The 20283-nt window shown below is 45.3% G+C and carries 10 protein-coding genes; 5 read left to right on the top strand and 5 right to left on the bottom strand.

The features are described 5' to 3' along the window. The first annotated feature begins 155 nt into the window (after window positions 1-155). The 5 genes from IE164_RS07115 to IE164_RS07135 all read left to right on the top strand — a co-directional run bounded on the left by IE164_RS07115 (window position 156) and on the right by IE164_RS07135 (window position 15265). Window positions 156-11324 carry an Ig-like domain-containing protein gene (locus IE164_RS07115; RefSeq protein ID WP_189629529.1) on the top strand — a complete coding sequence of 3723 codons (11169 nt, stop codon included), beginning with the start codon at window positions 156-158 and terminating at the stop codon, window positions 11322-11324. 42 nt (window positions 11325-11366) lie between these two features. Continuing rightward, window positions 11367-11798, top strand: coding sequence for a hypothetical protein (locus IE164_RS07120; RefSeq protein ID WP_189629530.1), 432 nt, complete (start codon window positions 11367-11369; stop codon window positions 11796-11798). Between the two features lie 13 nt (window positions 11799-11811). Then, complete coding sequence (locus IE164_RS07125; protein WP_189629531.1) at window positions 11812-12267, top strand: outer membrane insertion C- signal; 456 nt, start codon at window positions 11812-11814, stop codon at window positions 12265-12267. A gap of 376 nt (window positions 12268-12643) precedes the next feature. Continuing rightward, window positions 12644-14110: an NAD(P)-binding domain-containing protein gene (locus IE164_RS07130; protein ID WP_229838571.1), complete on the top strand. Its 1467-nt coding sequence runs from the start codon at window positions 12644-12646 to the stop codon at window positions 14108-14110. Beyond that, window positions 14111-15265 (top strand): MFS transporter, encoded by a 1155-nt coding sequence (locus tag IE164_RS07135; protein WP_189629532.1) that lies wholly within the window; start codon window positions 14111-14113, stop codon window positions 15263-15265. A 119-nt stretch (window positions 15266-15384) separates the two neighbouring features. Here the strand turns inward: IE164_RS07135 and IE164_RS07140 are convergent, their stop codons facing one another. From IE164_RS07140 to IE164_RS07160, 5 genes are all read right to left on the bottom strand, one after another. Next, the gene (locus IE164_RS07140; protein ID WP_189629533.1) at window positions 15385-15852 is read right to left on the bottom strand and encodes a MarR family winged helix-turn-helix transcriptional regulator; all 468 of its coding nucleotides are present in this window, start codon (window positions 15850-15852) and stop codon (window positions 15385-15387) included. A 185-nt stretch (window positions 15853-16037) separates the two neighbouring features. Further along, window positions 16038-16592: a carboxymuconolactone decarboxylase family protein gene (locus IE164_RS07145; RefSeq protein ID WP_189629534.1), complete on the bottom strand. Its 555-nt coding sequence runs from the start codon at window positions 16590-16592 to the stop codon at window positions 16038-16040. Window positions 16593-16736: 144 nt separating this feature from the next. Next, a complete protein-coding gene (locus IE164_RS07150) occupies window positions 16737-17084 on the bottom strand; it encodes a DoxX family protein (RefSeq protein ID WP_189629535.1) in 348 nt (115 codons plus the stop codon). Then, a complete protein-coding gene (locus IE164_RS07155; protein ID WP_189629536.1) occupies window positions 17084-18109 on the bottom strand; it encodes a TlpA disulfide reductase family protein in 1026 nt (341 codons plus the stop codon). Before IE164_RS07155 ends, IE164_RS07150 begins: the two co-directional genes overlap by 1 nt. 106 nt (window positions 18110-18215) lie before the next feature. After that, a complete protein-coding gene (locus IE164_RS07160; RefSeq protein WP_189629537.1) occupies window positions 18216-20093 on the bottom strand; it encodes a M1 family metallopeptidase in 1878 nt (625 codons plus the stop codon). Window positions 20094-20283 lie beyond the last annotated feature (190 nt).

The following is a 20283-nucleotide window of genomic DNA, read 5'->3' on the forward strand; positions in this document are numbered from 1 at the left end:
GTAATTACCCGCAGGAGGACTAGGTATAATTACTTGATTTAAGTGAGCTTCCTACTTTTTTTGTCATCTCATTTAGGTATTCTTATTAGATTTGGAGGTATGACTACAATCGACTCTAATTACTTCACCAACAACCAAAACACCTTTTATATCCAATGAAAAAACTTCTGGCTATCGTATTTTCGCTCATAGGCCTCAATGCATCCTTTGCCCAAAACAATAATGGAGCAATTGATGCCGCGGGCGATATTGTTTTTGTGGCATATCATGATGACGATGATGGTTTTTCCTTTCTCCTTCTGGATGATTGCCCCAACGGAACTAGCATTCGTTTTGTAGATGAGGAGTGGAACGGTACTGGATTCGCTTCTTCCACGTCTGAAGGGGAAGTCATATGGAGCAATAATACCGGTTCAACTATAGCCAAAGGTACTGTTATAGATATTACTGACGCTGATGATAACGGAGCGGGTATCTCCGCGTCTTTGGGAATAGCCATTGAAGATGATCTTGGTTTTTCTACGGCCAATGGCGACCAACTGTTCGCTATTACCGGCACTCGGGCTACTCCGGGTGTGTTTTTGGCTTTTGTGGGCTGCGACACTGGAAATACTCTAAGTGGGACAGGCCTTACTAATGGTAGTACAGCAGTAATAACTTGTTTCGAAGGATACTATTCGGGAACTACCTCTTTTAGTACGCTGTCTTCTGCGGCTACTACCATAAACACCATAGGCAACTGGACTACTGGCGATTTTTCGTTTCCTTCGGTGGTTCCGGATACATTCACAGGGTCAGCCTTTGTTTCCGCAGCGCCCGAAATCAACGTCCAGGGAAATGGGCAAGATATAACGGATGGAGACAATACACCATCCACAGCAGATCATACGGATTTTGGTTCTACAGGTGCGAGTAGCGGAGCCAATATTGTGAGAACATTTACAATTCAAAACACGGGTACCGGTGATTTAGACCTGACTGGTTCTCCAAATGTAACCATCAGCGGTACACATTCGGCTGATTTTACAGTATCGAGCCAACCGGGTTCAGACCCAATAAGTGCCTCAGGGTCTACCACTTTTCAAGTAACGTTTAACCCGAGTGCAGTGGGCCTGCGTACGGCTGAGATAAGCATTGCGAACGATGATGCAGATGAAAACCCCTATAACTTTACTATTCAGGGAACAGGGCTGGATGATACCGCGCCAGTCTTTGAGAATAGCACACCGAGTGCTTCATCGATAGGAGGCACCAGCTTTACTTTGAATACGGATATAGATGAGGCAGGAGATATTTTCTATGTGGTTCTAGCAGACGGAGCTACCGCACCTACCTCTGCAGAGGTGGTGAGCGGCACCGGAAATGGCGGAGCAGCAGCTGTAACCTCTGGCAATGCTACCGTAAATTCTGGAGGCTTTACTAACGCCTTTAGTGTAACCGGCCTGACGTCAGAGACTGCCTACGATGTGTATGTGGTAGCCAGAGACGATGAGGGATCACCAAACCTTCAGGCATCACCAACCTTGGTAAACGTAACCACAGCTGATGTAACTGCGCCAAGTGTAAGTAGCATTACTGTAAGCGGTTCGCCAGCTACCAACGCTACTAGTGTTTCTTTTACAGTAAACTTTAGCGAAAATGTTTCTGGCGTTGATGCAACTGATTTTACAGTAGATGGCTCTGGAGTTACGGGTAACATTACGGGAATGAGTGGTAGCGGAGCTACCTATACCGTGTCAGTGGGGTCTATTTCCGGTACAGGAACAATCAGTATAGATCTAAAGTCTAGTGGGACGGGTATTCAAGATGGTTCAGGAAATGTCATTAGTGGTGGGTTTACTTCAGGGGCTACCCACACAGTAGACACAGAAGCACCGACAACACCAGGCGCTCCTGATCTGGTTGCAGCCTTTGACTCGGGAACTTCTAATACAGACAATATAACCTCAGTAACCCAACCGAGATTTAGTGGAATAGGAATAGAAACTGGCGTTACCATTAAAATTACCTCTTCAATTAATGGTTTGGTAGGAACTACCACCACCAATGTGGGGGGGAGTTACAGCTATATCATAACCGGGACTCTGTCTGAGGGTACACATAATATCACGGTTACCGCTACCGATGGAGCAGGCAATGAGAGTTCATCTTCTGCAGCATTATCAGTGGTTGTCGACACCTCTGCACCAACATTGAGTTCAAGCAGCCCAACAGACGATGCTACAGGAGTAAGCCCCGGTAGCAATATTACCCTGACTTTCAATGAGAATATAGCCTTTGGTACAGGTAACATAGAAGTGATTGACGAAACCGATGGTTCTAATTCATTTACTATCGATGCTGCAAACCCTGGTTCTCAGGCCTCAATTAGCGGAAATGTTCTGACCATCAATCCATCTTCAGACTTGGATGAGTTGGAAAATTATTCGGTAAGAATAGCAGCAACGGCCATAGATGATATTGCTGGCAACAGTTACGCAGGTATCACCGATGCTACCACCTTGAATTTCACTACCGCAGATGGCACAGCCCCAATTTTTGAAAACAGCACACCCAATGCTTCATCGGTAGGAGGCACCAGCTTTACTTTGAATACAGATATAGATGAAGCGGGAGATATTTTTTATGTGGTTCTACTAGACGGAGCTACCGCTCCTACCTCTGCAGAGGTGGTTAGCGGCACCGGAAATGGCGGAGCAGCAGCCGTAACTTCGGGTAATGCCACCGTAAACTCGGGAGGCTTTACCAATGCCTTTAGTGTAACCGGCCTGACGTCAGAGACCGCCTACGATGTGTATGTGGTAGCCAGAGACGATGAAGGTACACCAAACCTTCAGGCATCGCCAACCCTCGTAAACGTAACCACAGCCGATGTAACTGCGCCAACTATTCAGAGTAGTTCGCCTGCAAACGGAGCAACCAATGTTAACTTAGGCCAGAACCTCACCATTACATTTGACGACAATATGGTTGTAGGCACTGGTAATATTACAATCGTTGAAACCGGTGTGGGTAACTTTGAGCAGTTGGACGTTACCAATGGTTCATTGGTTAGTGTTTCAGGTGCTACTGTTACTTTAAACCCTTCAGGTACCTTAAAAAAAGGAACAAACTATCATATAGAAATAGATGCATCGGCATTAGATGATGATGCCGGAAATGATTTTGTAGGTATTTCGAGCTCTTCTACCCTTAGGTTTAGCACTGTTAATGTAGTGATTAATGAGGTGGTTACAGATCCTCAGCGAGACTGGAGTTCTACAAACTTTGCTTCAACTGCAAGTGGAGTGCCTGGCTCAGACGATGAGTGGGTAGAGTTATATATTAAGAGTACAGGTATTGATTTAACCGGTTGGACTATAGAGCTTATTGATGGTTCGGACATTACGGGTGATTTGACCAGCAACGGAGCCTTTGATGTTTCTAATTACATCTCGTCCGGTTCAGGAACGTTCAACAGCACACAGTTTGGAGACTTCCTGGTATTAGGTAACCCCGATGGTTCCGGCCTTTTGAATAACGATGTTCAGATAATTCTTAAAGATCCTAGCGGAGCCACAGTAGATCAGGTAAAACTGGGAGGAGCAGGAGGCGAAGCCCCTACCGGTAATGCTTCTTCTGTGAGCGATGAGTCGGTGCAAAGAAGCCCTAATGGAACCGATACAGATGATGATACAGCCGACTTTACTCGTGCAGCCGCTACAATTGGAGCGGCCAACGATGCATCAGGCCCGGCCATTACCAGCCTCGGACTTCATAACGAAAACACCTTTATAGAAATATTCGCAACTGAAGGTATGTACAGTACCAATGGCGGAACTGGAGCATTGGAGCCTTCAGATATTCAGCTTTCAATTAGTGGAGGATCCGCGCATACGCCAGTAATAACCAGCCTCAAGCAATTGAACGGTACCTCTGATCTGGTTGGTGGTGAAAGCAATATAAGAGTGAACTTTACAACCACAGGAGTGGCAGATGGTGGAGAGACCATTACAGTTAACTTCGCTGATGGAAGTTCTGTCTTTGACGTACTAGGTAATGCTGCGGCCGCCAGCCAGAGCAACAATACCAGAACGTTGAATGACCTGGTTGACCCATTCATTACCGGAGTAAGTCTGGCAGCAAATAATTCTTACATCGATGTGACTTTCAACGAAGCTGTTTATGAAGACAACTGTGGAGGAGGAGGACTTACACCAGCTGATTTTGACTTGAAAATTTCTGGTGGAACGGCAACCACTCCGGTAATATCTAGCGTGAAGCAAAACGATAGCCCTACAGAAGGTTCAGCTTCGGCTTTGACAGGCGGTGAAACTACGGTAAGAATATTCTTCAGTCTTACGGGTACACCTAATGGAGCCGAAACCATTGAAGTAGACCTTCAGGCCAATGAGGTTTTTGATATTAATGGACGTGCAGGTGCTGCCGATCAAACCGCTAACAATACAGCCACTCTTAATGACCAGGCGGCCCCAACAGTAACTTCAATTGTGCGCCAGAGCCCTGCAACTGCCTCTACTAATGCAAGCAGCGTCACATTCCGTGTTACATTCAATGAAGATGTTCAGAACGTAGACGCGACAGACTTTGTCGTAACCGGTGGTGGTTCGGCCTCAGTAACTGGAGTATCGACCGAAACGGCCAACTCAGTCTTTGATGTAACAGTGGGTAATATAGATGCTGAAGGAACAGTAGACCTCGGTTTTGCTGGAGGGCAGAATATTGTTGATAATTCAAGCAATGCTTTTGCCGGTGTCATAGGATCGGAAGAAACTTATACCATAGACCTTACAGCTCCAACCGTTACTAGCGTATCTTCAACCACAGCCGATGGTAGCTACAAAGTGGGCGATATTGTGGTCGTAACCGTAACCTTTAGCGAGGCTGTAACCGTGACCGGCACTCCTCAAATTACTCTGGAGACTGGTACACCCGATCGCACCGTAGATTATACTACCGGCACAGGTACCAGCACATTGAGCTTTAATTATACAGTACAGTCTGGCGATCAGAACAGTGACTTGGATTATGTAAACGTCAATTCATTGAGCTTAAACTCCGGTACTATTACCGATGCAGTGGGCAACAATGCCACACTTACCCTACCAACTCCGGGAGAGGCCAATTCACTTGGTGCAAACAAGGCCATAGTGATTGATGCAGTGCCTCCAACTGTAACCAGTGTGTCTTCAACCACAGCCGATGGTACTTACAAAGTGGGCGATATTGTGGTCGTAACCGTAACCTTTAGCGAGGCTGTAACCGTAACCGGCACTCCTCAAATCACTCTGGAGACTGGTACAACAGATCGCACCGTAGATTACACTGCAGGTACAGGCACCAGCACATTGAGCTTTAATTATACAGTACAGTCTGGCGATCAGAACAGTGACTTGGATTATGTAAACGTCAATTCATTGAGCTTAAACTCCGGTACTATTGCCGATGCAGTGGGCAACAATGCCACACTCACCCTACCAACTCCGGGAGAGGCCAATTCGCTTGGTGCAAACAAAGCTATAGGGGTCGATGGAGTAGCTCCGGTGTTTAGTGCTGTTAGTCCGGCTACAGGTGGTAGAGTCAATAATGCCAATGTAGGTTATACCCTTTCAGAAGCTCTAGCTTCAGGAACAGTGACATTCACCAGAACTTCAGGAACAGCCGATGGCAATTCTCCGCATGTCGTGACCTTGACAGGTAATGAATTGGATGCCGGAGTACGCGCCCTATCGGCATTGACCAATGCTCCGAACCTAGTGGATGGGGCGGTATACACCATCTCATTCAATGGAACGGATGCTGCGGGTAATTCAGCTACCACAGTAAGCAGTTCATCAGTTACCTTCGATAGTAGTTCTCCGGTATTCAGTGCTGTGAGCCCAAGTTCGGGTAGCACGGTTAACCATGCCAGAGTAGGCTATACCCTTTCTGAGACCCTGGCTTCAGGAACAATCACCTTTACAAGAACAGGGGGAACGGCCGATGCCAGCTCTCCTCATGTAGTGAATCTGACAGGTGGTGAGTTAAGTGCCGGAGTGCGAGGAATAGCAGCTCTCACAAATGCTCCTACTTTGGTAGATGGTTCTGTATATACCATCAGCTTTGATGGAACAGATGAGGCGGGCAATACGGCTACAACTGTTAGCTCAACAGAAGTAACTTATGATGTTACCTTGCCAACAATTGTCTCCATTACTGCACCGGCTGACGGATCGTACAAATCAGGTGACAATTTAGAGTTTACGGTAACCTTTAGCGAGGCAGTTAACTTTGATGAAGGTAGCTCGTGTGAACCTCCTCACTTAGTTGTCAATGTAGGAGGAACCCCAAGAAGTGCCTTCTATTCTTCAGGAAATGGAACGGATACCTGGGTATTGTCTTTCACTGTTGGTGGCGAAAACGATTCTGATGGTATAGAAATTAGCTCATTCAATGTAGGTGACCTGGGGGTTGAAGATGCGGCTCGCAATGCCCTGAATAGCACTTTACCAACCTTGCCTAATACTTCGGCTGTGTTGGTAGACAATGTTGCTCCGGCAGACCCTATTGTAACTACTACATCGGCTACGGTAAATGCCGATAACCAAACAATTAGTGGAACACACTCAGAAGATGGAGTTACTATTCATGCCTATGCCGATGCCAACAACGATGGTGTGGCAGATAACGCAACCTCATTGGGCAATGCTACAGTAAGTGGCAATGCATGGAGTTTAAATGTAAGCCTTAAGGCAGATCAAGCCAATAACTTTGTGGTTCGAGCCATGGATGCCGCAGGTAATACCTCGTCAGATGTAGATGTGCCAACCATAATAGAAGATAGCACCAATCCGGCTGAGCCAATAGTTACTACGCCTTTTATGGCAATAACAGTAGACGCTGCTGCGCAAACAATTAGTGGAACGCATGCAGAAGATGGAGTAACGGTTCATGCCTATGCCGATGTGGATAATGACGGATCGGCCGACAACAGCACCTCTTTAGGAAGTGCCACAGTATCGGGAGGTTCGTGGAGTTTCTCTGTGAATTTAACGGCAGACTCTGACAATAACTTTGTAGTTCAGGCAGTAGATGCCGCAGGCAATGTGTCTGGCGAAGTAAATGTGCCAACCATTTCCGAGATAACTCCAGGGTTTACAGTAACCGAAACAGATGGTGGTACTTCTGTTACAGAAGCCGGAGGAGAAGATACCTTTACAGTTGTATTGGATGCTCGTCCGGGCAGCGATGTAGTAATCAACGTAAGCAGTGGAGACACAGGCGAAGGGACAGTAAGCTCATCGACATTGACCTTTACTCCTTCAGATTGGGATACGCCTCAGACCGTTACCGTTACAGGAGTTGATGATGATATTATTGATGGAACACAGACCTTTAATATTACCCTGTCAATAGACGACAATAACAGTGACGATAATTTCGATGCGCTGGGAGATAAAACGGTTTCGGTAGATAATACCGATGATGATGTAGCAGGCTTTACTTTGTCTAAAACCACAGCATCCGTTTCAGAAGTAGGTACTACCGATGACTTTACCGTGGTGCTTACCGCAGAGCCGGCCAGCAACGTGGTGATAAATATTACTAGTGGTGATACCGGTGAGGCCACGGTCGATGCCTCATCCATTACCTTTACTCCGACTAACTGGTATACTCCACAAACAGTAACCATTACCGGAGAAGACGATTCGGATCTGGATGGAGATCAAACCACGACAATTACCTTGTCTGTAGACGATGCCAGCAGTGATGACGACTTTGACGCTTTGGCAGATCAGACCGTATCTGTAGTTACAGAAGATGATGATACACCAGTAATCTCTTTTGCTACAACTACCTCTTCTGGTTTAGAATCTGTAGGCTCTGCCAGCATTGTAGTGAACAATGATTTGGCCAGCTCCAATACCATTACTGTAGATTACACGGTAACCGGTACAGCAACCAATGGAGCCGATTACACATTGGCCAGTGGTACGCTTACTTTTGCAGCCAATAGCACCAGTGAGAATATTGCGATAGCCGGAATAGTGAACGATGAAATAGTTGAGCTGGACGAGACGGTGATCATTACACTGTCTAATCCAACCAACTCCATACTTGGAGCCAATACGGTGCACACCTATACCATTATAGATGATGACCAGGCCACTGTAACAATTGCCGATGTGAGCGCTGATGAAGACGATGGAAGCACGACCGTTTCACTTGTACTTGACAAAGCCGTAGACGGAGGATTCAGCGTTGACGTGTCAACCGTAGATGGAACAGCAACCATTGCCGATAATGATTATACTGCTGTGGTTGACCAGACCATCACCTTTGTAGGTACGGCCGGTGAAACCAAGACCGTTACCATTACTTTAGGTTCAGACAACAAGCTAGAGGCCAATGAGACAATTCAGGTGTTAATGAATAACCTGATAGCCAATACGGTTTCTACAAGCGATATTGATGTAACCGATGGAGCGACCGTCACTATTACCAATGACGATCAGGCCGCGGTGACCATAGAAGATGTACAAGCAATTGAAGGAGAAGGAGATATTACCCTTACCGCTACCCTGGATAATCCGGTAGATGGAGGCTTTACCATCAATGTGAGTACAGCAGATGTTACAGCTCTGGTAGGAGATGACTATCAGGCTATTGTTTCTCAAACACTGACCTTTAATGGTACGGCAGGGGAAACTCAGACCTTTACGCTGACACCGGTAGACGATGGAGTGGAAGAAGACACCGAAACCTTAACTATATCCATGTCTGGTTTGGCAGCTACTTCGCTAGCCGTAGATGTGAGCGATGTTGCTACTGTAACCATTTTAGATGACGATGATAACACCGCACCTGCAGGTTATACCATAAGTTTTGACGATGGCCTGATTAACTCTACCGAGTTGACAACCAGTACCATCACTTTTGCCAATGCAGAAGTAGGAACAACTTATAACTACAGCATAACTTCCAGTGAAGGAGGAACAGCGGTAACCGGTAGTGGAACCATAACTTCTGCCGATGAGCAGATTGTGGTTGCCGACCTGTCGGGTCTTAACGATGGTGTGCTTACGGTGAGTGTAACACTCACTGACGATAGCAATAATGAGGGTGTGGCTGCAACCAGTCAAACTGAAATGAAGAGTAGAATTTCAGCACCAACTCTCTCACCGGCAGACAATGAAGTAGATGTGTTGCCAAACCAAAACCTGGTACTCACATTCGATGAGTCAATGGTGAAAGGTACAGGCTCTATTACCATTAAGAAAAGCAGCGACAATAGTGTGCTAGAAACTATCGATGTAAACAGCAACAAAGTGAGCATAACAGGTGGAGTCATTACTGTTAATCCTGACAATGCTTTGTTACCACCATCGACAGAGTTCTATGTAATGATAGATGCCGGGGCTTTCGAAGACAATTTTGAGAATGCCTATGCAGGTATAAGCAATAATACGTCATGGACATTTACAACCGTAGCAGCATCAGTAGTTACGAGCGTGTCAGTACCAACAGCCGATATCTATGGTATAGGTGATGAACTGGACTTCCAGGCCACCTTCAGTTTGCCAATAACAATTACTGGCACACCAAGTATCGATGTAACCATTGGTTCGAAAACAGTGAAGGCAAACCTTGTAGGTACTGTGTCTGCAGCTACCACAGCCACCTTCCGTTATACAATAACCGAAGGTGACCTTGATACAGATGGTATTGCTCTGGCAAGCTCAATTGATCTCAATGGGGCAACCATGAAGGATGAGTTCAATGTAGATGCCATTACAGGACTGAACAATGTGGGGTCAACCGCAGCCATACTGGTAGACGGAATCAGAGCTATTCCTACACTAAGTACTTCTGCCGGAACTTTGACCAATGCGGCCTTCTCAACCACTGTAACTTACGATGAGCCGGTAACAGGCTTTGAGCTTACCGACCTTACTGTGACCAACGGAGTAGCGTCTAATCTGGAAGTAGTTACAGCCGGTTCTGTTTGGAGAGTAACTATCACTCCTGCTGCCGATGGTACGGTGAGCGTTGCTATTCCTGCCGGAACAGTTAACGATCAGGCTGGTAATACCAGTGCGGCATCGGCCAATACGGTGAGTACTACCTTCGATGGAACTGCTCCACAGGTGAGCAGCATTTCGAGAGCCGAAGCCGATCAAATACCAACAGGAACAACCAGCAGAAAATACACCGTTACCTTTAGTGAAGTAGTAAACGGTGTAGATGCCACAGACTTCGAAGTAGTTGCCACAGGAACTGCAGTAGCTACTGTAGGAGCCGTAACTACAACAGATAACAAAACCTATACGGTAACTATCCAGGGTCTTAATGGTGAAGGTACCCTGAAGTTGAATGCGAAAGCAGATGGAACAATTAAGGATGAGGCCGGCAATGAGTTGGCGGCTGCATTCGAAGGTCAGGTTTACACGACCAACTTTGCTCCAACCAACATTACACTTTCAGCAACCAGTATTCAGGAGAACAATGCGGTAGGAGCCACTATAGGTACATTAACCAGTACCGATGCCGATGCCGGAGATTCTCATTCCTATACCCTTGTTTCTGGTACGGGCGATACAGACAATGCAGCCTTCACTATAAGTGGCAATACATTAAAGACCAATGTGGTGTTCGACTTTGAAACCAAGGCCAGCTATAGCATTCGAGTGAAGGCAGATGATGGATTCAATGGAACTTTTGAAAAAGTACTTACCATAACCATCACCAACGAGCCTGAAGCAATTATTGTAGTTGAAGGAGATGGCGTATTCGATGCTACCATACTTGGTCTGAGCAGCACCAAGAGCTGGACAGTGACCAACAATGGAGATGCTGCCACTGAGGTTAGGGTAATTAGCTCCTCTCAAGGCTTCAGTATTACTCCTGGTTCAGTGCAGGTAGGGCCGGGTGAAACCAAACCAATTACTGCTGTCTTCAGACCAAGAGAGGCCAGAGTATATCAAGGTGTAGTTGTGTTCAACTTCGATATTACCAGCAGAATCAAAGACAATGTGATTGAAGTGGGCTTGTCTGGCGAAGGAGTAATTGTGACGGGAGTAGATAACGACCAGATTCAGGAAGAGCAGATTAGTGTATTCCCGAACCCTGCTTCTACACAGGTGACTATTGACCTTAGTGAACTAAACGGAAAACCTGTTGATATTCAAATGATAAATCCATCAGGGGTGAGTTTACTTCAGAAGAAAGGTTATGACCAACCGGAGCTGACTATTGATGTGGCTAGCTTTGAAAGTGGCCTGTACATTATACAGTTCAGCAATGAAAAGTCACTCGTGAGGAAGAAGGTGTTGATTAGAAAATAACCCAAGACTGTAGATCATAAAACAAAAAGCAAAAGAATAAGGATGAAAACCAACCGCATATATACCTACATACTAATAGCCGCGGTGGCTTTATTGAGTATTTCCTGTGACAATGATGATCCCACAGGACCCACAGCACAAGAGCTGACCTACGAAAAACTGGCCGGACAATGGACACTGGGACAGTTCGGTAGTATTAAGGTAGATGGGAGCAATGTAAGTGCGAATTACCCGGGCTTCGCACTATCGTTTGCTCAGGGAACATATACCACTACCAATGCCGGAGACCTTTTTAGGGCTAGTGGTACTTGGGAGTGGGCAGATACCAATGCCAATGCCGTAGTGTTAGATGACGGAAAGCAAATCACTATTCAGAGTTTATCTCTGAGTAAATTTGTATTCAGTTTTACTAAATCGAATGGGCCGGTACGTGCCGGCCTGGCGGGTGAGTATGTAATTACGGTAGAGAAATAATTAAAAAGGTAAGATGAAACTCGTGAGAAGACTATTCGTACTGGTTGCATTACTTACAGCAGGCTCTCTGACTGCACAAGGCCAGGAGCTTGGTGTTCGTTTCGGAAACGTTACTGCCGGTGATTTTGCTGTAGACGCAGTATTCTCTTCAGGTCAGTTTAGCCGAATACATGCCGATCTATCGTTGAGCAATGATGTATTAGGTATAGATGCCCTATGGGACTTTCTCTATAAACCTTTTGAAGCAGAAGGAGAAACCTTCTTCTGGTATGTAGGGGCAGGGCCATTTTTGGGCATTGGAGATGACTTTTCCTTAGGTGCTGTGGGCGAAATTGGTATCGAATACCAGTTCAGAGACGTACCGCTGGTTTTAGGAATGGACTGGAGACCGGGCTTCCGATTAATAGACGAAACAGATTTTAACGTAGATGGATTTGGATTGAATCTACGGTTTGTGTTCTCCAGATAAAGGAGATTACTTAATAGTAAGAACATTACAAAACCCAGGCTTGCTTAGTAGGTCTGGGTTTTTTATGTCTGCCCTAAGCACAAGTCTAAATTAACCTGAGTTCGATGTAACTAAGTAGTAAAATATCCCCTCTTATGACGGCATTGCGGAATTTTCCTCTGAAAACTTCACATACACAAAGGGAAATATCCGCAATCTCATTTAGGCTCTGTCGAGATACCGGATAAAACAGCCCTTTTTGGGAGTTTAAGGCCTGTTTTTCCGGCATGACGTTCCTTTTGTACATCGAACTCAGGTTAATTTAGTCTGTTGTAAATCATAAGCCCGCCTGCATCATTTTACCCTTTGTCCGTCTTGTTTGGCAAAACGATATAAAATGATGACAATCAATAGAGAACTACCTGTTGCCATAATAGGAGCAGGCCCTGTAGGATTAGCGGCTGCCTCTCATCTGGCGTTAAGAAATATCCCTTTTCTCATATTCGAAAATGGCCCTGAAGTTGGTCATAATGTTTCAGACTGGAAGCATGTAAAAGTGTTTTCACCCTGGCGCTACAACATAGACAAAGCGGCAAAGGAGATATTGTCAAAGTCGGGCTGGGTTGAACCCGACCGTGAGGTTCTGCCCACCGGGGCGGACTTGGTGAACCAATACCTGAGGCCGTTGGCCGGGCACCCTAAAGTAAAACCATATCTACACCTGAATTCCACCGTCTTAAGCATCACTAAAAAAGGAATCACCAAGGTGAATTCTCACAACAGAGATTCTTCGCCTTTTGTAATTTGGGTTAGGCAGGAAGAAACGAACTTATCTTTTGAGGCATCTGTGGTAATTGATGCTTCAGGCACATGGCAAAACCCCAATCCCATTGGCTCAGGAGGTAGTTTTGCACAAGGTGAGCATGAACATCGGCATAAAATTGCTTACCGTATTCCGGATATTTTGGGAAAAGATAAAAAGCGATATGCCAACAAGTCGGTTCTCGTAGTTGGTGGAGGCCATTCAGCCATTAACTCATTGCTTAGTTTGGCCGAGTTAAAGGTAGATTACCCCAATACCCGGCTACATTGGGCACTTCACTCAGAGAGTCTTTCAAAGCTTTATGGTGGTAGAGAGCAAGATGCTTTGGAAGCAAGGGGAGCTTTAGGCACAAGAATAGAACAGTTAGTTAACTCCGGCCAGCTGAGCCTGCACATGCCCTTTTACATTGATAGAGTAAGCTCAGAAGATGGAACCATTGCTGTTCATGGTTTATTAGAGGGCAAAGATCATACGGTTTCTGCAATCGATGAGATTATTGCGAACACCGGAGCCCGGCCCGATTTTTCGATGCTGCAAGAAATTCGGTTGGCGCGAGACCCTGCACTTGAATGTGTGCCTCAGTTGGCAGAGCTTATAGATCCCAATATACACAGTTGCGGTACGGTACGTCCGCATGGAGAGTTGGAGCTCAAACAACCTGAAACCAATTTTTATGTGGTAGGGGTGAAAAGCTACGGAAGGGCACCTACTTTCTTAATGGCTACAGGCTATGAACAAGTGAGGAGTATTGCCGCTTGGCTAGATGGCGATATAGAAGGAGCTAGAAGAGTGGAGTTAGATTTGCCGGAGACCGGGGTTTGTGGTTCTACCAATGAGGGCGATTTATCTTGTTGCGGATCTGTGAGTAGCCCAGCGGAGTCTGATAGTGAAGTTGCAGGATGTTGTGGAGGGGCCCCGACTGAAAACACTGAAGCGTGTTGTAAACTGGATGAGGTAAAAAAGGCAGAAGGAGAGGAAGGGTGTGGTTGTGGAACCACTGCCACGGTTACTCATGCGCACGCTTCTGCCTGCTGTGGTTAGATGCGTTCAACACAGGCAAACTCTGGCCGGTTAGGAGTGGAGAATGCAACCCTGTCGTTGAGGCCAACAGTTCGATCTTCTTTGGCCATGACGCTCGGAGGCATGGCCGATGCTTTTCTCTATGCCTACCTGCCTTTAAATGCTACAACCTTAGAGTTAAACGCCTTTTCAGTAGGAGTCATATTAAGCATTAATAAGTTTGTCCGGGTTTTATCAAATCGATGGGTCAATGCTCTGGCCGCGGTCACAGGACTTAAGCATATTGTAAGTATGGCAATCTGTTTGGCAGCTCTCACCTCAATGTCTTATGCCTTTGAAATGCCTTTATGGTTTTGGTTGCTTGTGCGGGTTGTTTGGGGAATCAGCTACTCCATGTTTCGATTTGCTTCGGTTCAGTATGTACAAGTAGCACCGCACAAAGGAGAAGCCCTGGGTATAGCTACATCGATTAAAGAGCTTGGGCCGGTGCTTGCCTATTGGTTTGGACCAATAGTACTAGCAACATGGGGGGCTTCACAGGTATTCCTTACTTCTGCCGTGGCCACGCTCATGGGGATGGCATTACTCCACAACCTTCCAAATCCTAAGGCTAAGGTAGTGCTAAAAGAAGTCGTACGTTTTCAAAAGCCCAATTGGCTCGATGCATGGGTATTTATTTCGTCCTTTCTAATCGATGGATTTGTGGTAGTGACAGTTAGCATACTGCTGCGGTCCCATGCCAATTTCTGGTCGGAACATGTGCTGATGAATACGGCAATTTTTATCTCTATTAGAAGGGTTTTTCAGATTATACTGGCTCCTTTAACAGGCTCTGCTATTAGGCGTTACGGTCATAGACTGGTGTTTGCCTTATCTTCTGTGTTGATATGCATTGCCTTAGGCTTTATGGCCGGAGGGATTGTAGTTGAGGCTTTAGTAATAGTGTTCGCAGCCGCTGCGGTCAATAATGTTTGCATGCCTTTGTTTGCTTTGCAAAGAAGTTCAACCCGGGAGAATTACAATGCGTTTGCCAAGCTCTCAACAGCTAAAGACATAGGTGCTGCAGTAGGGGCATTGATTGGCCTACCCTTGGTTGGTGTAGTTGAGCCCCGGTGGATATTTAGTGTGTTGTGTGTTGGCTCTATCTATACTCTGTATCGGGTGCTAAGACGATAAACTACGAACAATGGGGAATGAGAGGAGAGACCGGAAGGGAAGTAGCGGCTGTTTTTATATGGCTGAATCAATGCACAGAGAGCAATTGGCCGATAGAAGAAGGAGGCTTGGGAAGAAGGTTAGGCCGGAGAGCTGCTTTTAACTCTAAATCTCATTTTGTTTAAAAGCTGGTTGAGTATGAGCAGTTCTTTTTCCGACAGATTGTCCATCTCCGCATCCAGTTGGGGCATGTGGGTATTAACTTGTTGCAGCAGTTTTTGTCCACTTTCGGCAATAAAAACCTGAACCAAACGGCCATCGTGCGGGCAAGGTCTTTTCCAAATCAGGCCTTTGCTACACAAACGATCAACCAATCGAGAGGTGTCGGCATTACTTACAATCATTCGTTCCCTGATCTCTTTGGTGCTAATAGGCTCCGGAAATTGTTTATCGAGAATAGAAAGCACATTGAATTGCTGTTGAGTAATATCATAGGGCTTCAGAAAAGCCGAAATTTTTTCGCCCAACCAGGCTGCAGTATACTGAAGATTTACGCGCAACCTCTGTTGTTCATTAAGGAACTCACCATTTTTTAACTGTTCTTCCATAGTGGGGCGTTTTCTTGGCTACTCGAACGATTTTTAAATATACTAATGTTCCCACATTAATAAAGCTCTTGGCTGGTGGTGCTTCGCTGTGATTGCCTATGAACAAAGAGAGCCACCCGACTAAGCCGGGCAGCCCTCAACCAACACACACTTAACTCTACCTTTAATGGTTTTCGTCTATGCTTTTAAGCATTAATAGCCTCTTCTAAGGGCTGTGCTTCAGGAAAGTCTATGGCAAAATCAAATAGATTGTGCACGTAATTGGCAAGGGTTTTACTCGCCACAAGGGCAACCAGGTCTACCAGGGCTGCCTGATCATATCCCTGAGCCAAAAATTCTTCTACTTTATCTTCTGAGGCTCTTCCACGATTTTCTACAAGGCTCTTGGCTAAACCAACAATGGCGTTCAGTTTGGCATCGGAAGAGCGACCTTGTCTTAGTGCTATGGTTTCTTCTTCTGTAAAGCCATTCATTTTCCCCAGAGTGGTGTGTGCTGCCTGGCAATAAGTGCAACCATTGACTTGAGAAACAACCAGGTTTACGGCTTCACGCTGTTTTGCATTGAATGTGCCTTGGGCTTGTGCATCCTGAAAGGTTAGGTAAGAAGCAAGGGCATTGCCGGAGTATCCTATAGAGGCATATAGATTAGGCACCATGCCTAGCTTTTTCTCTAGTGCATCGAAAAGTTGCTGACTCTCAACACTAACCTCATCTCGGGTGGGTACATTAAATGTTCTCATAATTGTTTGTTTAATTTTTTCGAAGTTCAGGAGGTTAACTGGTGTTTAAACATTAAAGTTCAAACATTGAAAATAAAATTATGAAACATTTATAGTATGTTGATTTTCAGGTCTTTATTGTTTGAGTGAATACACGGCTTGTTATTAGGTATACAGCCAGGCCCAGTATATGAGCACAAACTGTAGGGGGAGTCTCAGCCAAAGTGCGACTTTGTACCAGCTTTTTTTACCCTTATAAGAAGTGAGCATGTAGAGGTTGGCCGGAAATACGGCTAGCAGCGTGGCAATAAGACCCCAAGCTCCAATGTTTTGAGTGCTTGGGATAAGCAATAGGGCTCCAAAAAGTGCTTCAAACAGGCCACTGAGATAAACCAGTATTCGGTGGAGTGGGAGGTAAGGGGGCATTATTTTCATATACAGCTTGGGCTTTACAAAGTGCATTAGCCCGGCCATGATATAAACAACCCCCATTAAGATTTTTCCTATGTCCATTACTTTAGAACCTCTTTGAGGCTCGAACGTTTGTTAATGAGTTCCGGAATTTCGTCTATTTTCGGATTGATTGCCAGAATTTCGCCATCCGGGCTGATCAAATAATAGAATGGAAGAAAAACAACTCCTAGCTGTTCCAGAAAAGGATTTTGAAACCCTTTTTCAGCAAAAGCCTGTTTCCATGGGTAATTCTTATTATTCAGGTGTTTTAAAGGAAATTCCTTGTTGGAGTCGATCGATACTGCAAGCACTTCCAATTTTCCTTCTAATTCCTCGTAAACTGGCAGTAATGATCCAAACCCTTTAATGCAAGGAGCGCACCAGGTAGCCCAGAAGTCTATCAGAACATACCTATCCGAAAAACTGTTTTGGGTATAAGTTTCACCATTGAACCCTTCAAAGGAGAAGTCGGGAAAAGGATCTCCCGGGTTTATTCGTTCCTGTCGGTCTAAAGAGAGCATAACGGACTTCAGGTCTAGCGGATCGAGAAGGGTGGTGTCTATGGTAGATAATAGTTGCTGTGACTGATCAATGGTAATAAAGTCACTGGTGACTACTTCTGAAGTAAGTTCTGCTATAAATTCGTTTCTGGGATAGAGTTTAGTTATGGAGTCCATGTATAAGTAAAGGGCATTGCCTCTCAGTTTTTGCTCATCCTCCATAATTCCTTCAAGGTCGCTAAGAATTTGCTTCATTTGGCTGTTTGTGGAGCTGTGTACTTCAACGAGCCTAATGAATGGCTCTTTATAAGTTGTTTTAAGCGATATTTCCTCATTGTTTAAGAAGAATTGTGCGCTGTATATTCCATCGGCCTTATGAGTAATGGTGGCGTTACGTACGTGCTCAACCGACCCCGTAAATTCAAACCGTCCATCTTCTGTAAGCGTACTGTCTACGTAATTTCCATAGCGAAGAAATACATAGCCCTCATAGTTTTCAATGGTACCCTGGATATTGAATTCTGGTTTAGAATTACATGAGCAAATTAGAAGTAGAACAAACAGGAATAGAGTAGATTTTGTCATAATGGTGCGTTTTTGTTTAAGTTAATAATTGTTGAAAGCTTTTTAAAAGCAAAAATCCGACCTGTTTATACAAGCCGGATTTTTGCGTTTGCAGGCAAGAGCCTTATTATTTTTTGCTATCGATAGCTTCCGCTTTCCAAACGTTGTTCTCGCGGTTCACATCGGCCATTCGTCCCGATGGGTCGATTTCAACGGAGGCAATCTCCGAGGCTGGTCTATTGATAGTAAATTCATAAGTAGGGTGAGTCCATGGCCAGTCAGGGTGTACCACGCGCGGGTCGTTGGTTTCGGCTGGTTTTTCACCTCGCATCATGCGCAACGCCATGTAGTGTACCTCTTTGGTCCCATCCTTGTAAGTTACGACTACGTCCATTGGCATAGGCATTAACCCAACTCTTTCGAGTGTAACTTTGGTGCGGTTGTTTTCGCCAACTACTTGTTTCACTCCGTAGTCAATGGTTTTAGTAGTGTACACAAAATACTCATTGTACCAGTCTAGCTCCAGACCTGAAACACGCTCAAATACGCGTAGAACATCGTTCGGATTAGGGTGTTTAAACTTCCATGTTTCAAAATACTCTAAGAGTCCTTTGTTAAGGGCTTTCTCTCCAATTACATAGCCCATCTGGCTCATCCAAACGGAGCCTTTACTATAAGCAGCTGCTCCGTAGGCACCATTTAGATGGTAGTGATCTGAATGAGTGCTTAGAGGCTCTTCTACTCCGCTGGTGGCCAATCTCAGGTAACCACCATTGGCGGGCATTCCCAAGTTCTCAATAGTTTCTTCGGCTGTATCGCGACCCGCTATGTGGCTTATGATGCGAGAAGTGGCATAAGAAGTAAACCCTTCGTCCATCCAGGGGTGCAGGGCTTCGTTGTTACCCAATACTCCATGGTACCAATCGTGCATGGCTTCATGCACAGTTACACCTAGCAGACTACCTCGCATACCTGTAATCATGGTAGACATTGGGTACTCCATGCCTCCGTCACCTCCCTGAATAACAGAGAACTGCTTGTAAGGGTATTGGCCGAAGTGTTTATTGGCATATTCAAAAGCTTTTTCAGCCAAAGGCATGAGCTTTTCCCAGTTTTCTTCATTCTGACCTTTTTGGTGGAAGAAGTGAAGCTCCATTCCGTTTTTCATGGTCAGCTTGTCGTGAATGTAGTCTGGGTCGGCTGCCCAGGCAAAATCATGAACATTAGGAGCCACAAAGTGCCATGTAAGCTTACCATTCTTCACTTTTTGTTTTACGGTTTGTCCTTTGTCTTCATATCCGTGGCCAATTTCTAGTGGGTTCTGAAGATAACCGGTACCACCAACAACATAGTCTTTGTCAATCGAAATTTTTACCTCAAAGTCGCCCCATACCCCATAGAACTCGCGGCCTATATATTCATCGGCATGCCAGCCCTGATAGTCATACTCGGCCAGTTTAGGAAACCACTGAGTCATGGTGTAGCGTACGCCCTCGGCATTGTCTCTTCCGGTTCTGCGAATTTGTACCGGAACCTGACCTTCAAAGTTCATGTCAAAGGTTACTTTTTGTCCCGGTTTAATGGGCTCATTGAGTGAAACTTCGAGTACTGTGCCTTCTACCTTATACGTTACATCTTTGCCGTTTTGCTTTAGGGAAAGAATTTTTTGGTAGCCTATTTCATCGTCAGAGAGTTTAGAGATTCTATCGCCCACTCTTCTGTCTGGGTCATCAATGGTTCTGGATCGTACGTCCATCATGCTTCCCGGCTGGAAAGCATTAAAATATAGGTGATAGAACACCTTGTCCAGTTCATCAGGAGAGTTGTTGGTATATTCCAGTTTTTGTACTCCCGTAAATCGGTTGGTATTTACGTCCATGTCTATTTCCATGTAGTACTTGGCATATTGCTGCCATCGCTCATGGTCTTTTCTATCGGCCTTCTTCTGGGCAAATGCCACTGAAACTGACAGGCCACAAAGCAGTATTATCGCTTTAAGTTTCATATTCATTTCAATAGGTTTTCAGACTCGGAAATTATCAAAGTTTGTTTTGCCCAACAAATCAAATGGGTTGAATGGATCGATTATAATTTTAGAAAAAAATTATAGACAAGTATTACTCTTGCTAAGACCTTAACTAGTAAGGTTATATGTGATATCTAATGTAATAACAGGGGCGGGTAATTGCCTGCCT

It is taken from the genome of Roseivirga thermotolerans, assembly GCF_014653175.1.
Lineage (GTDB): Bacteria > Bacteroidota > Bacteroidia > Cytophagales > Cyclobacteriaceae > Roseivirga > Roseivirga thermotolerans.

What these genes read in the sequence shown, in the direction of transcription:
- IE164_RS07160 (WP_189629537.1), bottom strand. Translation starts at nt 20,093, where the DNA reads ATGAAACTTAAAGCGATAATACTGCTTTGTGGCCTGTCAGTTTCAGTG.
- IE164_RS07120 (WP_189629530.1), top strand. Translation starts at nt 11,367, where the DNA reads ATGAAAACCAACCGCATATATACCTACATACTAATAGCCGCGGTGGCT.
- IE164_RS07145 (WP_189629534.1), bottom strand. Translation starts at nt 16,592, where the DNA reads ATGAGAACATTTAATGTACCCACCCGAGATGAGGTTAGTGTTGAGAGT.
- IE164_RS07135 (WP_189629532.1), top strand. Translation starts at nt 14,111, where the DNA reads ATGCGTTCAACACAGGCAAACTCTGGCCGGTTAGGAGTGGAGAATGCA.
- IE164_RS07155 (WP_189629536.1), bottom strand. Translation starts at nt 18,109, where the DNA reads ATGACAAAATCTACTCTATTCCTGTTTGTTCTACTTCTAATTTGCTCA.
- IE164_RS07140 (WP_189629533.1), bottom strand. Translation starts at nt 15,852, where the DNA reads ATGGAAGAACAGTTAAAAAATGGTGAGTTCCTTAATGAACAACAGAGG.
- IE164_RS07125 (WP_189629531.1), top strand. Translation starts at nt 11,812, where the DNA reads ATGAAACTCGTGAGAAGACTATTCGTACTGGTTGCATTACTTACAGCA.
- IE164_RS07150 (WP_189629535.1), bottom strand. Translation starts at nt 17,084, where the DNA reads ATGGACATAGGAAAAATCTTAATGGGGGTTGTTTATATCATGGCCGGG.
- IE164_RS07115 (WP_189629529.1), top strand. Translation starts at nt 156, where the DNA reads ATGAAAAAACTTCTGGCTATCGTATTTTCGCTCATAGGCCTCAATGCA.
- IE164_RS07130 (WP_229838571.1), top strand. Translation starts at nt 12,644, where the DNA reads ATGATGACAATCAATAGAGAACTACCTGTTGCCATAATAGGAGCAGGC.